Annotated in this window: 14 protein-coding genes; 8 read left to right on the top strand and 6 right to left on the bottom strand. The window is 58.4% G+C overall.

Annotated elements, in window-relative coordinates; translation table 11 throughout:
* Entirely contained in the window at positions 1-723 is a 723-nt protein-coding gene (locus ACYQ54_RS23575) for a type 1 glutamine amidotransferase (RefSeq protein WP_460086862.1), read from the top strand.
* 165 nt (positions 724-888) lie between these two features.
* Entirely contained in the window at positions 889-1,764 is an 876-nt protein-coding gene (gene hdcA, locus ACYQ54_RS23570; RefSeq protein WP_460086860.1) for a histidine decarboxylase, pyruvoyl type, read from the top strand.
* Positions 1,765-1,871: 107 nt separating this feature from the next.
* On the opposite strand, the gene ACYQ54_RS23565 is transcribed toward hdcA, so the two are convergent.
* The gene (locus tag ACYQ54_RS23565; RefSeq protein ID WP_460086859.1) at positions 1,872-2,846 is read right to left on the bottom strand and encodes a DUF808 domain-containing protein; all 975 of its coding nucleotides are present in this window, start codon (positions 2,844-2,846) and stop codon (positions 1,872-1,874) included.
* Between the two features lie 471 nt (positions 2,847-3,317).
* Here ACYQ54_RS23565 and ACYQ54_RS23560 point away from each other — a divergent pair, with 471 nt between their 5' ends.
* The 5 genes from ACYQ54_RS23560 to ACYQ54_RS23540 all read left to right on the top strand — a co-directional run bounded on the left by ACYQ54_RS23560 (position 3,318) and on the right by ACYQ54_RS23540 (position 8,924).
* On the top strand, positions 3,318-4,046 hold the full coding sequence (locus ACYQ54_RS23560) for a FadR/GntR family transcriptional regulator (RefSeq protein ID WP_460086858.1): 729 nt from the start codon (positions 3,318-3,320) through the stop codon (positions 4,044-4,046).
* Between the two features lie 97 nt (positions 4,047-4,143).
* On the top strand, positions 4,144-5,292 hold the full coding sequence (locus ACYQ54_RS23555) for a sugar ABC transporter substrate-binding protein (protein ID WP_460086857.1): 1,149 nt from the start codon (positions 4,144-4,146) through the stop codon (positions 5,290-5,292).
* Positions 5,293-5,385: 93 nt separating this feature from the next.
* On the top strand, positions 5,386-6,909 hold the full coding sequence (locus ACYQ54_RS23550; protein WP_460086854.1) for a sugar ABC transporter ATP-binding protein: 1,524 nt from the start codon (positions 5,386-5,388) through the stop codon (positions 6,907-6,909).
* Positions 6,906-7,967: an ABC transporter permease gene (locus ACYQ54_RS23545; RefSeq protein WP_460086852.1), complete on the top strand. Its 1,062-nt coding sequence runs from the start codon at positions 6,906-6,908 to the stop codon at positions 7,965-7,967. Before ACYQ54_RS23550 ends, ACYQ54_RS23545 begins: the two co-directional genes overlap by 4 nt.
* 6 nt (positions 7,968-7,973) lie before the next feature.
* Positions 7,974-8,924, top strand: coding sequence for an ABC transporter permease (locus tag ACYQ54_RS23540; protein WP_460086849.1), 951 nt, complete (start codon positions 7,974-7,976; stop codon positions 8,922-8,924).
* Positions 8,925-9,216: 292 nt separating this feature from the next.
* Here the strand turns inward: ACYQ54_RS23540 and ACYQ54_RS23535 are convergent, their stop codons facing one another.
* From ACYQ54_RS23535 to ACYQ54_RS23515, 5 genes are all read right to left on the bottom strand, one after another.
* Entirely contained in the window at positions 9,217-9,879 is a 663-nt protein-coding gene (locus tag ACYQ54_RS23535; RefSeq protein ID WP_460086846.1) for an aspartate/glutamate racemase family protein, read from the bottom strand.
* An 8-nt stretch (positions 9,880-9,887) separates the two neighbouring features.
* A complete protein-coding gene (locus tag ACYQ54_RS23530) occupies positions 9,888-10,727 on the bottom strand; it encodes an ABC transporter permease (RefSeq protein ID WP_460086844.1) in 840 nt (279 codons plus the stop codon).
* Between the two features lie 2 nt (positions 10,728-10,729).
* Entirely contained in the window at positions 10,730-11,659 is a 930-nt protein-coding gene (locus ACYQ54_RS23525; protein WP_460086842.1) for an ABC transporter permease, read from the bottom strand.
* A 100-nt stretch (positions 11,660-11,759) separates the two neighbouring features.
* On the bottom strand, positions 11,760-13,070 hold the full coding sequence (locus ACYQ54_RS23520) for an ABC transporter substrate-binding protein (RefSeq protein ID WP_460086841.1): 1,311 nt from the start codon (positions 13,068-13,070) through the stop codon (positions 11,760-11,762).
* A gap of 65 nt (positions 13,071-13,135) precedes the next feature.
* A complete protein-coding gene (locus tag ACYQ54_RS23515; RefSeq protein ID WP_460086839.1) occupies positions 13,136-14,128 on the bottom strand; it encodes an ABC transporter ATP-binding protein in 993 nt (330 codons plus the stop codon).
* A 259-nt stretch (positions 14,129-14,387) separates the two neighbouring features.
* Between ACYQ54_RS23515 and ACYQ54_RS23510 the strand changes: the two genes are divergently transcribed.
* On the top strand, positions 14,388-15,125 hold the full coding sequence (locus ACYQ54_RS23510) for a GntR family transcriptional regulator (protein WP_460086837.1): 738 nt from the start codon (positions 14,388-14,390) through the stop codon (positions 15,123-15,125).
* Positions 15,126-15,127: the final 2 nt, after the last annotated feature.

The following is a 15,127-nucleotide window of genomic DNA, read 5'->3' as shown; positions in this document are numbered from 1 at the left end:
ATGAATTGCAGACATATCGGCATCCTCCAGCCCGGGCATGCCCCAGATGAGCTGGCGGCAGACCTGGGCGACTATGACGCCTGCTTCCGGACGTTGCTTGCGGGCCCGGGCTTTTCCTTCACGACCTATGATGTCGAGGCAGGCCGGTTTCCCGAGGGACCGGAAGCGGCTGATGCCTGGCTCATTACCGGGTCCCGTCACGGGGTGTACGAAGACCATCTCTGGCTTCCGGTGCTTGAAGATCTCATTCGGGCCATCCACCAGAGCAAGCGCCGGCTGATCGGTGTATGTTTCGGTCACCAGGTCATCGCTCAGGCACTTGGTGGCCGGGTGGAGCGCACGCCAAAGGGCTTCACCGCCGGTCCGCAAACCTATCGCGGGTTCGGTCACGAAAAGCTGGTTCTCAACGCCTGGCATCAGGACCAGGTCACCACAGCCCCGAAAGGGCTGGAGGTCGTGGCGCGCAGTGCGGGGTGTCCCGTTGCCGGGCTTTATTTGCCCGGCCGGGTTCTGACCTGCCAGCCACATCCGGAAATCGATCCGGACTATCTTGCCGGCATCGTGAAGCTGCGTGGACACGTTTTGAGCGAGGCGCAACTTGCAGACCTGCCGGAGCGGATCGAGACGATGCCGCTCGATGCGGACAAGATGGCAGGCCTTTTCTCCAGGTTCCTGATGGGCGAGGATCTCGGCATGTTGAGGTCAGCTGTCTTTAACACCTGAGTTTTGGCGCAGGAGGCGCGCGTCCGGTTATGGTACCGGATGACGCATAAGTAGAAATGGCGCGGAAATTAATCAATAAATTGAATTGGCCCGGGGCGCGGGTGTTAAATGGTGTTGCGGATTTATGTTCGCACATCATTTAACACAGACATTTTCGAGGGCTTCATGCGCAAGACAATTTCCACCGTCGACCGGACCGCCATCAGCGGATATCCGACCTATTGCGACGGCTATGCCCGTCCGGGCAATCTCGGCAACGGCTATGTTTCAGTGGTCAAGGTGGCCACTGGAACCGTTGAAAAGACGGACGATTTTCTTCTGGACGGTATTGTCGCTTACGACAGGGCGGAGGCGAACGATGCCTATATCGGTCAGATCAACATGGAAACCGCGTCTTCCTTCTGCGGGATTGCCGGCAATGTCTGGGGGTACGACCTTGCCTACAACAGCGCGCTCAACACGCTGAAACCCATGTTCTCCGCCAAGCAGTATGATGGGTCGGACCTGCCGGTCTATGATGCCGGTCCGCTGATCGATGCCGGTATCGCGTTGTTCGGTACCGAGCCGCATCGCCGCTTTCCACCGGCACCCGGCGCGCATGTGATTTGCGCCAACAAGAGCACCACGAACCTGCGTCCGCGAGATCGTGCACCGGATCCGGACAAAGGCGAAGCCTTCGGTGTGTGGTGCTACATCGCCCTGTCGATCACCCGCGACCGGTACAACTCGGCGGATCTCTTCATCGAGGATGCAGGCGCCTGGACAAGGAACGACAGTGAGGCCGACCTGAAGGCGTTTCTGGAAGAGCATCAGAAATCCGTCGCCTGGAGCATCGTTGCCTGCGGCAAGGACCAGTCCGTTCTCTACGACCGCACGTTCATGGCCCATGCCTTTGTCATCATGAAACCGGGGTTCGTCGGCACTGCACTCACCGTCGCCCCCTATATCACGCTCGCCCAACGGGCAGTTCCGGCCTCGGGCTTCAACACGTTATACGACCTGACCTTGGTCGACTGGGAACAGGCGGTCGGCTTGACCTGATCCTGCAAGCCGATTGGCAGACAAAGTTTTGTCCACCTTGGAAAAAGGCAATAGACGGTCTCTGGCCAATTGCCTTTCTTGTGTTTGTACCAAACCGCTTGCGGGTGTCAGTGGCCTTTGGCCGCCGACTGGCCTCTGACAAGCCGCCACAGTGGCAGGATCACCTTTTCGGTGACCGGGATCAGAAGAATGCCGAGCGCGAGACCAAAGAGACCGTCCAGCGTCGCGGTGACTGCCCAGGTGACAAACCCTTGAGCGACATGGGTGGCGTGAGCGACGTTATGGGCAATGTCATGGATGATACCGTAAACCAGCCCGAACCCCAGAACGTCGAAGCCGTGAAGTACGATGGAGCCACCAACCCAGAGCATGGCAGCGGTGCCAACGGTCATCAGAAGCTTCATGAAACCTGGCATGGCCTTCACGATGCCATGGCCGAGGGCTCTGGTTACCGACAGACGGCCTCTGCGCGTCAGCATCAATCCGAAGTCGTCCGCCTTCACCAGCAAGGCAACTGAGCCGTAGACGAGCACGGTGATGCCGATGGCGACTAGCGCCAGCGTCGCGGCTTCCAGCCAGATCGTGCTGTCCGGGATTTCGGCGAGTGCGATCGTCATGATTTCGGCTGACAGGATGAAATCGGTCTTGATGGCGCCGGAGACCTTCTGCTCCTCCAGATGCGTCGGATCGGCCACGAAGCCTTCAGGTTCGTCCGCATCATGATGTTGCGGCCTGAAGATGTGGTAGACCTTTTCTGCCCCCTCAAAACACAGGTAGGCCCCGCCGAGCATCAATAGTGGTGTGATGATGCCAGGCAGGAATTCGTTGAGGAAGAGGCCGGCTGGAAGCAGGAAGATCAGCTTGTTCTTGAGCGATCCTTTTGCGATGCGCCAGACAATCGGAATTTCACGCGCAGGCGAAAAGCCGGAGACATACTTGGGGGTCACGGCAGCGTCGTCGATCACGGCTCCTGCTGCCTTTGCCCCTGCCTTGGCCGCCTGGCCGATCACGTCATCTGCGGAAGCCGCTGCAATCTTTGCAATTGCGGCAACGTCATCGAGAAGGGCAAGCAATCCGCTCATGGCAACTCCAGGTCTCTGTCAGTCCGGGCAAACCTTATAGGGTTTTGCGGCCAGCGCTGCCAGCTTTCATCCTGTCCAAAACACTGGTCTGAAGTGGGTGTTGAGATAGTGGAGCTGACATCGATGGGATGGTGAGGCGGGAGAACGGTCTCGCCGCCTTTGTTTTCGACTTGAGTCCGGTTCCTTCAGGCGTGTTTTCCATGGATACGCCGCTGCTGAATTCAGTCCTCAACGCATTTCTGTGGTATGACAAATAGAAAGAAAATTTTCATTCTTTGAGTGGATGCACCGGAGGTGGTGCTAAAATTAGTAATATTATCATCAACTAAATATATGAAATAAATTGCCAAAAAATCTATATTAGCGAAAATCACGCTACAGCGTTGACTTCGCGTTATTCTCTCAGTACGTATTTTCTGGTCCAACAAATAAGAAAGCTTGTCGGACGTGTCACACATTCAGGAAAACATGATGGAAGAGGAAACAGGTGGATCCTTGATGCGTGCGGGCCAGCTGGGGGAATCCGCAGTGGATTCCGTTGTGCAGCAGATCCGGGACCTGATTGCGAGTGCCAGGTTGAAGGTGGGGGACAGCCTGCCGACCGAGCGCGAGCTGTGCGCCCAGTTCAATGCCAGCCGGAACACTGTGCGCGAGGCCATGCGTATCCTGAAGGCCTATGGGCTGGTGGAAGTGCGCCCGAAAATCGGCGCCACCATCATCGACAACCGCATGTCACGCGCCTTCGAGCTGTTTTCCTTCAACACCATGGAGCTGTCCCGCAAGACCTTTAGCGACGTGCAGGCGCTGCGCGGTCTGCTGGAAGTCGGGTCGGCCGAAATTCTGGTCGACAAAGTCAATCGGAACGATCTGAACGAACTCAACGACATCAATGCGGAGCTGGCGGCCAATCACGATCTCAATGAGGCTTCCGAGATCGACTATGCCTTTCACGTTCGTCTGGTCTCAATTCTGGACAACGCTGCCATGCTGGACGTCTACGCGGTCATGAAGCCGGTGATTCTGCGGATCATGCAGATGGGTAAAACACGCAGAACCTTCATGACCGAAACCTTCAGTGAGCATCAGGGCGTCATCGATGCTCTCGCTGCCCGCGACAGACTGGCCTTTCAGTATCGCTTGCGCACGCATCTGATGCTGGGCTTTCGCCACTTCAACGAGGAGATGGAAGCAACCGCTTGAGATGCGGGGCGGCAAGGCAAACGACAACAAGCGGTGGCAGGGCGCGTCGACCTGCCAAGAGGAGCCGCGACTTGACGCAAGCAAGGGAGGAAGTGCGATGAATAAGAAATTGAAATTGACGACTGCGCTGACGATGGCACTGCCGGCGCTGGTTCTGTCCACGGCAATGGCATTTGCCGGACCGGCGGAGGTTTCTGGTCCCGGTGTGGATCCGGAATGTTTCGCCCCCTGGTCCGCGGACACCAAATTCTTCAAATGGGATGCAAAACCGGGGCCGTACCGGGTTGCGGTTGTCAACGGCTTCGTCGGCAACACCTGGCGCATCCAGATGATCAAGACGGCAAAGGCCTTTGCCGAGGATCCGTCCATGAAGGAGAAGATCTCTGAGTTCAAGGTTGTCTCGACAGGTACGGACGCACCGGCCCAGCTCGGCGCCATCGAGGATTTCATCAACCAGGGCTATGACGCCATCGTGACCATTGCGGTGTCTCCCGATGGCTTCGACAGGGTTATCCGCCTTGCAGACAAGAACAACGTCGTCATCGTTCCGTTCGACAATGTTCTCGATACCGACAAGGTCATGCAGGTCAACGAAGACCAGCTCAAGATGGGTCGCATGTGGGCGGAATTTGCGGTCAACGAACTGAAGAAAAAGGGGATCACTTCCGGCAAGATCCTCGAGGTGCGCGGACTGCCCGGCAACTCGGTCGATCGTGACCGGTCCATCGGCATCAACGAAGTACTGGATGCTTCGGGTGGTGATTGGGAAGTGGTTCAGGTCGTCGGCAACTGGGATGATGGCACCACACAGAAAGTCGTTGCCGATGCGATTGCGGTTCATGGCGAATTTGTCGCTGTTGTCGGTCAGGGCGGGTCCAACGGCGTCGTCCAGGCTTTGATGGATGCCAAGCACCCCTGGGTTCCTGTTGCCGGTGAATCGGAGAATGGTTTCCGCAAGGCGATTGCGGAACATTCCAGCGAAGGACTGAAGGGCATTTCCATCGGCCAGTCGCCTGGTCTCGTGGCCATTGCAATGAAGGCGGCGGTCTCCGCGCTGGAAGGTAATGTCATGCCGCAGCTGATTTCCGTTCCCTTGCCGGTCGCAACATACGATCAGCTGGAAGACGGGAAGAACTACTGGTCGGACCTTCCTGACAATTTCTTCACGGTCAACGAGTTCCCGCCCTGCGGCGTGAACATCTCCGGTCCGGCGATCATGTCGCAAACCGAAGCAGACGTGAAGTAATCCTCAAGAGCCAACTGAAACGGTCCCGGGCTTTCGTCCGGGACCGAATTCACACACCATGGACCGGCCCCCAAGTCCGGTGAGCGCACACGTATGACTGAAGCCATTGTTGAATATAGAGGTATTTCCAAATACTTCGCCGGCATTCGCGCATTGGAAGGCGTTGATTTCAAGTGTCGGTCCGGTTCCGTACACGCCATCCTGGGCGAAAACGGTGCCGGCAAATCCACACTCATCAAGATCATGGCCGGCGTGTTGCAGCCGGATGCCGGTACCCTCCTGATGGAAGGCAAGCAGGTTGCCTTCGCCACCCCGCAGACCGCGGTCGAAGCCGGGATCGTGTGCATGTTCCAGGAGCTGTCGCTTATTCCCGATCTCTCGGTCGCGGACAATATTTCCATTTCCAGCCCACCGCGCCGCTTCGGGCTGATCGACCGACGGGCGCAGATCCGCCGTGCAGAGGAGTTGCTTGCCCGGGTGCGCTGCGAGGATGTCGATCCGAACGCGCTGGTACGCGAATTGTCCCTGTCCCGCCGGCAGATGGTCGAGATTGCCAAAGCCCTCGGCCGGGACCCCAAGGTGCTTATTCTCGACGAGGCGACGTCAGCCCTGACCGCGCGCGACGTGCGTACGGTCTACGATCTTCTGGGCGAGTTGAAGGACGCCGGAGTTGCGAGCCTCTTCATTTCTCACCGGATGCATGAAGTTGAGGCGCTGTGCGACACGCTCTCGGTATTCCGCAACGGCCGGCATATCGAAACCTTCGAAAAGGGAGCGAAGTCAGAACGGGAGATCGTGCACTTGATGATCGGCAGGGAGGTCGACGCTCAATTTCCGCCAAAACCAGCCCAGGCGGTCGGCGGGACGTCACCGGAGCCCATCCTGGAGGTGAAGGGACTGAAGTGGGGCAACCGGTTGAGCGGAATAGATCTCTCCTTGAGGCGCGGAGAAATTGTTGGCCTCGGCGGACTGGACGGACAGGGGCAGAAGGAACTGCTGCTCGCCCTTTTCGGTGTTCTGAAGGATGTCGAGGGCGACGTGTCTATTGGCGGGCGAAAGGGACTGCCGTCATCGCCAGCCACGGCAAAAAACGCTGCGACGCGTATGGCGCTGGTTCCGGAAGACCGCAAGACGGAGGGGCTGATGCTCGATATGTCGATTGCCGACAATCTGCTTGCCTCCAGCTTCACAAAGATTTCCAGGGGGCCATTCATAGACCCGGGCAGGGCGGAGACCGAGATCGGCAAGGGCATCGCGAAACTGCAGATCAAGATCGGCTCAGTCAATGATCCGGTCATGACATTGTCTGGCGGCAACCAGCAGAAGGTGGTGCTTGCCAAGTGGCTGATGATCGATCCGGACATCATTCTGCTGAATGATCCGACACGGGGTATCGATGTTGGCACCAAGCAGGAGATCTACCGGCTCATGCGGGAGCTTGCGAATGAGGGCAAGGCCATCTTGTTCTATTCTTCCGACTACGCGGAGTTGATCGGCTGCTGCGACAGGGTATCCGTTCTTTATGGTGGCAAGGTTGTCAGCGAGCAGTCAGGTGATGCGATCACCGAGGAAAGCCTCGTTGCGGCCTCTTTGAACATTGGTGTCGAGGCAGCATGAAACAGAGTTCGATATGGTCCTCGGACCTGAAGCGCTGGTTGTCTCAGAATACAGGGTTTGCCGCCGCAGTGCTGCTGCTGGCGATCCTTTTCCTGACCTACAACACGCTGCATCCCCGGGGTTTCTCTTCGGCGGTAGCGATTCAGAACGCCAATGAAACTGTCGCAATCGCATTCGTTGCCATGGCGCAGACCCTGCCTGTGCTCATTGGTGGCCTCGATCTTTCCGTCGGCGCTGTCATGACGCTCACCAATTGCGTTGCTTCGGAGCTTCTGACAGGCTCGCCGCTGCAAATTCTGCTGGGGGTCGTCCTGACGTTGCTCACCGGAACCCTGTTCGGTTTCATGAATGGCTGCATCGTTGTCTATGGCCGCATTCAACCGATCATTGCGACCCTGGCAACAGGGGCGATCGCCATCGGGCTGGCCCTTCTGATCCGGCCGAAACCGGGTGGTAACGTAGATGATGACCTGAGTTGGGCGCTCACCAACTCGGTGTGGGATCTCGCCGATACCTATGGCTTTGCCGATGGGGGCAATGCCTGGTGGCTGCGACCCTTTGCCGATATCCCGGTGCCTTTCCTGCTGGTCGTTCTTGTCGCGGTTATCGTCTGGGTGCCATTCCGCCGCACTGTCACAGGACGAACCGTCTACGCCATAGGCTCGGCGGAGGGGGCGGCATACATGTCCGGACTGCCTATCCAGCGGGCCAAGATCACGGCCTTCACACTTGGCGGATTTCTGGCGGCGTGCGGCGGTCTCTACCTTGCCATCCAGACCTCTTCGGGTAACGCGGACGTCCAGCAGGCTGGCGCCTATACGCTGAATTCCATTGCAGCGGTGGTTCTGGGGGGCACGTCGTTGCTTGGGGGAACGGGTGGGGCCATCGCCAGCCTCGTTGGCGCGATGATCCTCAGGGTGATCTCCTTCTACTTCCGCATCCTCGATATCGACCCGCTGCTGCAGCCGCTGATCGAGGGCCTTGTGTTGCTGACGGCCGTTTCCTTCGGTGCGTTCCGCACGCTTCGGGTCAAAAACCAGCTCGACTTGTTCAGGTAACCAGGCATGCAGATTTCCCTTTCCAAAGAAAACCGGCCGATTGTCGTTGCCTCTCTGTTTGTGGGCGTGATCCTGATTGCAGGGACTGCCTACACGTTGGCGACAACCGGGACAGCACCCCTCCTATCGGTCAACTACCTCTTGCAGCAATTGCAGACGGGATCGTTTTTAGGAATTTGCGCCGCCGGAATGATGATGGTCATACTGCTGGGCCATATCGACCTGTCCATCCCCTGGACCTTGACAGCGGCGGCCATGACGGCAACAGCAGTTGGCGGGGACCTTGCCATTCCAACGGCACTTGCTGTCGGCGTTTGCGTCGGCCTTCTCAACGGCATCGGAGTCGCCTGGCTCCGGATTCCCTCAATGATCTTCACCCTGGGTGTCGATACTGTTCTGCGCGGGTTGATGGTCGCCCAGACAGGAGGATTTGCGCCGCAAGACAAGGCAACGCCGGTTATGCTGTTTCTCGCCAAGGACAGGATCTTCGGCATTCCAGCCGCCATTCTGGTCTGGGGCGCCGTGTCGATCGTCATCGCAACGCTGTTGACCCGGACGGCCTTCGGCAAATCCATTTATGCGACAGGCTCACGTGAGGGGGCGGCCTATCTCTCGGGTATCCGGACACGTTTGGTCATCATCGGTGCCTTTGTCATATCCGGTGTGTGCGCCGCGACAGCCGGGGTGCTGCTGACCGGATACTCTGCCAAGGCCTACCAGGGCATGGGCAACGCCTTCCTGCTGCCGGCAATTGCGGCGGTCGTGCTCGGCGGTACACACATTCTCGGAGGCAAAGGCAGATATGTCGGTACACTTGTCGGGGTCATCCTGATCGTGCTTCTCAATTCCGTCCTGTCAATCATGCAGATGCCGGAAGCGGGCCGGCAGATCATATACGGCGCGGTGATCATCGGCATGCTTCTGGTCTATGGGCGCAATCAGCGCGTCACCTCCTGAACAGTAATAGTTGGCTGTTCCGTCCATCTTCGGGAAAAGAGGAGGGCCACATCGGGGCAGGGCCGCTTCAGGCCAGAGCCGCCAGAGCAGTGGTGTCCTGCGGGAACGGTGCTGGATCCTGTAAGGATATGCCCCGTCGTTTCAGCGTCGGACATTCAAAGCCAATACGAGGAAGTGGTGTTTTCACCCGGTGACGAGCGCAGCAAGCTGTTCGACGTTTTCTTTTCCGCTGTCGAAAGCTTCGGGTCAGAGGCTGAGGTCATTCTTGACCATCAGGAGGCAAGTGGTCCATCTAGCCGGTAATTGCCTCGGCAAGCCGCACCGCGGACGCGACACCATCGATGACAGGCACCTTGAAATGCGCTGTGAGGTCCGCGGCCAGATCCGCCATGCCTGCACAGCCGAGCGCGATTGCGCCGACCCCGTCCTGCCTGAGCGCCATTTCGATTTCCGCCTCGATTTTATGCCGGGCGTCGCTTTCGGGGTTTTCCAGTTCCAGAACCGGCACGTCCGAGGCGCGCACCCTGGCACAGCGGGCCGCAAGGCCTGTGCGTTGCAGGTTGTCTTCCAGCACCGGTACGGAAACGGACAAGGTGGTGACGACGGTGAACCTTTCGGCCGCCACGGAGGCAACGTGATAGGCGGCCTCTCCGATGCCCACCACGGGAACGCGCGACTTCGCCTTCAGCTCCCACAAGCCGGTATCGTCGAAACAGGCGATGATGACGGCGCTGATGCTTGGATCGTTCTTGAGGGATCGATCGAAGAGATCAAACAGCCCGGGCAACGCAGCCTGGCCGTCTGCCGGCCCCTGAATGGCTGCCGGTCCCTCCAGTGGATTGATGGCCGTAATCCGACTGAATGGACCGGCTGCGGCGCGAGCAGCCGCCGCAATCTTCTGCGTCATTGAAGCCGTGGAATTCGGATTGATGACGAGTATATGTGTGTCGCGCATGTAAGGCCCTAGACCATGCCCTTTCCGGCATCCGAGCCGTGCCGTGACCTGCGTTTGTTCAAGATCACCACGATGGCCAGGAACAGACCGATGATGCCGAAGGAAAAGGCGGTTGTCAGAGTGCCGAGGGCGAAGATCACCGGGGTCGTGACGTTTGTTGTCATGCCGTAGATTTCCAGCGGCAGCGTGTTGTAGCTGCCGGCTGTCAGCAGCGTGCGGGCGAACTCGTCGTACGACAGCGTAAAGCCGAAAAGGGCGACACCGATCAGCATGGGCGCGATTATCGGCAGCACGACATGACGGATCGTCTGCCATGGGCTGGCGCCCTGGTCGCGTGCAGCTTCCTCGTAGGATTTGTCGAAGCGGTTGAAGACCGCGAACATGATCAGCAAGCCGAAGGGCAGGGTCCAGGTCAATTGCGCGCCGAAGCCCGAGGTCGACCAGTGCACGGGAAGGCCGGATTGCGAGAAGATCAGACCGACGCCGAGCGAAACCAGGATCGACGGGATCACCAGCGAGGTGATGATCAGATAGAAGATCGCTCCGGAACCCGGAAACCGCTTGCGGAAGGCGAGGCCACCCATCACGGAAACGACGACTGTCGTCACCATGACCATCAGGCCGAGTGTGAGCGAACGGGAGAAACTGCCCCAGATATCGCCGACAGCCTGTTGTTCGAACAGGTCACGGAACCAGTGCAGCGACACACCGCGCATCGGAAAGGTCAACCCGCCTTGCGGCCCCTGAAAACTCAGGATCGAGATGGTGATGGTCGGACCATAGAGAAACACCAGGAACAAAGCGAAGAAGGCGGCGAGCACATAGAAGGACCGGGAACGTTTTTCCATGGTCAAAGCTCCTTCCGAATGTCGACGAAGCGCAGCAGGATCGAGATCACCAGAAGCACCGTGATGAGCAGGATGACCGCCGTCGCGGCGGCAGAGGGATATTGCAGGAGCGCGATGTCGTTGGAGATCAGCCTGCCGACATTGGCTTTCTGGCTGCCGGACATGAAGCGCACGGTGATGAAGTCGCCCATCACCAGCGTAACGACAAAGATCGAACCGATCATGATGCCCGGTTTGGTCAGCGGGATGATGACGTTTGTGAGCGTCTGCAGGCCGGTGGCGCCATTGTCATAGGCAGCCTCGATCAGGGAGCGGTCGATGCGCATCATGGTGTTGAAGATCGGCACCACCATGAACAGCGTGTAGAGATGGACGAAGGCCAGGATCACCGAGAAATCGGAAAAGAGCAGCCATTCCAGCGGCTCGTCGATGACACCCATCGAGATCAGGGTCGAATTGGCAATGCCGTTGCGGCCCAGGAACGGGATCCAGGAAATCATGCGGATGATGTTGGATGTCCAGAACGGGATCGTGCACAGCAGGAACAGGACGATCTGCCACGTCAGCGTCCGCACGTGAAAGGCAAGGAAATAGGCAACGGTGAAACCGATCACCAGCGTGATCGCCCAGGTGATGAGCGCGTATTTCACGGTGTTGAAGAATACCTGATAGGTCACCGGCGACGTCAACAGGAATTCGTAATTGTCGAACAGGAACGCCGGGTAGATCGAAAACTCCGTCGCGCCCCAGAAGCTCACCACGACGATCATTGCGATCGGCAGGACCAGGAAGAAGAACAGCACCAGGGCCAATGGCAACGACAGCAACCAGCCGGTGACCGAACCAGGCAGTCGGCTGAGGCTGAACGGGGCCTTTGCGCGGGCTTTGGCAGGCGGAACAACGTTGGAAATGGACTGTGTCTGATCCGTCATGAAGGTCGGGTCCGGTTAATGGTGAAGGCGGGCGAAAGCGCGACCGGGTTTTGTAAGCGCCCGGGAGAGGTCTCCCGGGCACCAGTGTGTCGGCTCAGCCTCAGGCGGCGATGAACTCGTTCCACTTGCGAACCATGTACTGGTTCTCGTCCATGACAGCGTTCCAGCAGGCAACTGCGCCCATGCGCTCGTAGAAAGAGCCGCCGTCGCGGGTTTCACCGGCTTTCGCCAGAACGTCACCGAACGGGTTGGTGATGTCACCGGTAGCTTCCTTACCTTCGAACCAGTAACCCCACTCGTTCTCGTCCATGTGGTTCTTGGAGGTTTCCGGCACGGCCGAGTAATAGCCCTGCCGCATCAGGAAGCCGCCGACCCAGCCGTCGAGATACCAGTTGATGTATTCGTAGGCTGCTTCCAGCTCGAGGCCTGTCAGGCTCTTGGAGAGGCCGATGCCACCGCCCCATGACCGGTAACCTTCCTTCAGCGGCTGGTAGACGCACTCGATGCCGCGCGACTTCACGGCGGTGATCGCCGGCGACCACATGGACTGGATCACCACTTCACCGGAGGCCATCAGGTTGACGCTTTCATCGAAGGTCTTCCAGAAGGCACGGAACTGGCCGTTTTTCTTGGCTTCGGTGAAGATCGCCATGGTCTTGTCGATCTCTTCGCGGGTCATGTTGCCCTTGTCGCCATACTGGATCTCGCCCATGGCTTCGCAAACCATGGCCGCATCCATGATGCCGATGGAGGAGATGTCGAGGATGGAGGCCTTGCCCTTGAATTCCGGGTTCAACAGCTCGGTCCAGCTTTCGATCGGGCGACCGATCAGGTCCGGGCGGATGCCGAGCGTGTCGGCGTTGTAGATCGTCGGGATGAGTGTCATCCAGCCGGTTTCTTCGGTGGCGAATGCCTTGCCGTCCGGACCGTCGACGAAGCCGACCGTATGCGGCGCGGTACCCTGGGCAATAACGGATTCAGGTGTCAGCTTGCCGCTTTTGAAGATGCCGACGATCTTGTCGTAGTTCTTGATCTTGGAGGTGTCCATTGCCTGCAGGTTGCCGGTCGGCCAGACCTTCTTGCAGATCCAGTATTCGATGTCTGCAATGTCGAAGCTGTCCGGCTGGGTCGCTGCACGCTGGGTGACGGCATCACTGTCGAGTGCGGTCATTTCCAGGGTGAAGCCGAGGTCTTCCTTCACCTTTTGCGCCACCTCGTTGAGGTTAGACACACCGGTGCCGAACTGGCGCAGGGTCACGTCCTTGATGTTCTGTGCCCAGATGGTCGGGAAGCCGGTGATGGCTCCGGAACCCAGGGCCGCACCTGCAGCAGCAGCGCCGCCTTTCAGGATGCTGCGGCGGCTGACGCCTTTCTTGGTCATCTGTTCAGTTTTTCCCACTGTATCTGTCATGTTCTTACTCCTGTTCCCCTCTGGAGTTTGTTCGGCCTCGGGAGAAGGCCTTCGATCGGCAGCCTTCAGGCAGCCAGTTGGTGTGCGTCTTCCGGCTTCCATGTCAGGAAGACGGTTGCGCCGATCTCGATCGGGTCTTGAAAGAAAACGTCGTCGGTGAGCGCGGCGGTCAGATCGCCGGCACCACCTGCATCAAGCGCGAGATTTACGGTGGAGCCGAGATATTCGACATCCTTGACGAAGGCGGTCAGCACGGCCCCGTCATCGCCGGCTGCTTTCTTCACTTTCAGCCGGTCTGCCCTCAGCGCGACGGATGCGCCTTTCTGCTGCAGAACGTTGTGACCGCCGATGAAGCGCGCGACAAATTCTGTGGTGGGCGCGTTGAACACGTCGCGGGGGCTACCTGCCTGCTCGATCCTGCCGCCGTTCATGACAATGATATCGTCGGCAAGCGCGAGGGCTTCGTCCTGGCTGTGGGTGACGTGAATGAAGGAAATGCCGAGTTCGCGTTGCAGCTTCTTCAACTCGAGCCGCATCTTGATGCGCAGGAACGGATCGAGCGCCGACAGAGGTTCATCAAGCAGCAGAACAGAAGGTTCGGTGATCAGTGCACGGGCAAGGGCGACACGTTGCTGCTGACCGCCGGAAAGTTGCGACGGCAGTCGTTCGGCATAGGCCGCCATGTCGACCAGTTCCAGCAACTGGCGAGCCTTGTTGAGCCGGACCGATCTTTCGACGCCCTTCATCTTCTGGGAGAAGGCGACGTTATCGACCACGGAAAGATGCGGAAACAGCGCATAGTTCTGGAACATCATCGCCGTGCCGCGCCGGGCGGGCGGAAGATCGGTGATGTTGGTGCCGCCCAGAACGATGTCGCCGATCGAGACGCTTTCATGGCCGGCAATCATCCGCAGGGTAGAGGACTTGCCGCAGCCGGACGGGCCGAGCAGGCAGGAGTAGGTGCCGGCGGCAAACTTGTGATTGATCGCATCGACCGCGATGGTCTCGCCGTAGATCTTGGTGGTGGCTGCCAGTTCAAGGTCCAGGGACTTCGCCATGACCGGACGTCTCCTTCAGAAAACCGTTTTCGGGTCCTGAAGCAGCAAGTGCCGTGCCAATGTTGAAAACTGGCAGAAATCCGGGAAACATAAGGCCGTGTAACGACGGTGCATAAATTCACATCGGAAAAAGTGCACAATATTTTGGCAAATTAAATACGATATGACCAAAAATTGTATACGATCCTAGATTGCCGGTTTGAATGGCGGGAGGTAGGATCAAGGCATCGCTCAACCCCCATTGGGCACTTCAAGAAAAATGACCAAACCCGTGACCACCGCCGACCTCGATCAACGCAGCAAGCTGCATGAAGTCTTCGCCCTTCCGCAGGGCCGGGCACTCGATATCTGCCTGAAGCTTCAGGCAGCCATTCTTGAGCACAAGCTGACACCGGGGTTGAAACTGTCCGAGGATGAAGTGGGGGAGATCTATGGTGTCAGTCGTACCGTTGTGCGCGCCGCATTGCAGGCTCTCGCGCATTCCGGACTGGTCGCCATGGAAAAGAACCGTGGCGCCTTCGTTGCAAAGCCTTCGATCCGCGAGGCACACGAGGTGTTTCAGGCGCGCGCATTGGTAGAACCAGCCGTTGCGCGCCTTGCGGCCGATGTCATCACCGACAGGCAGTTGGCACTGCTGCATGCACATCTGGACGCCGAACATGCGGCGCTTCATGCCGGCGATATGGGCAAGGCCCTTTTCCTGTCCGGAAGCTTTCATACCGAGATAGCGGATATCGCCGACCACAGGGTCTTCGCCGGAATGATCCGTTCGCTGATCTCACGCTCGTCGCTGATCATCGCCCTTTACTGGAAACGTTCAGACACAGCTTGCGAGAGCCACTCTCACCATGCGCTGATGAATGCGTTCGAAAAACGCGATGGGGCAGCGGCGGAAGAAATCCAGAAAAGTCATATCGTTGATCTGCATTCCGGGCTGGATCTGCGCGAAAAGTCGGCACTCGGTCGGACTCTGGGTGAGGCATTAGGCAGCTCCTGAGA

It is taken from the genome of Roseibium sp. LAB1 (genome assembly GCF_054658235.1).
Note: the sequence above shows the minus strand (reverse complement) of the source record. Positions and strands in the feature narration are given on the sequence as shown.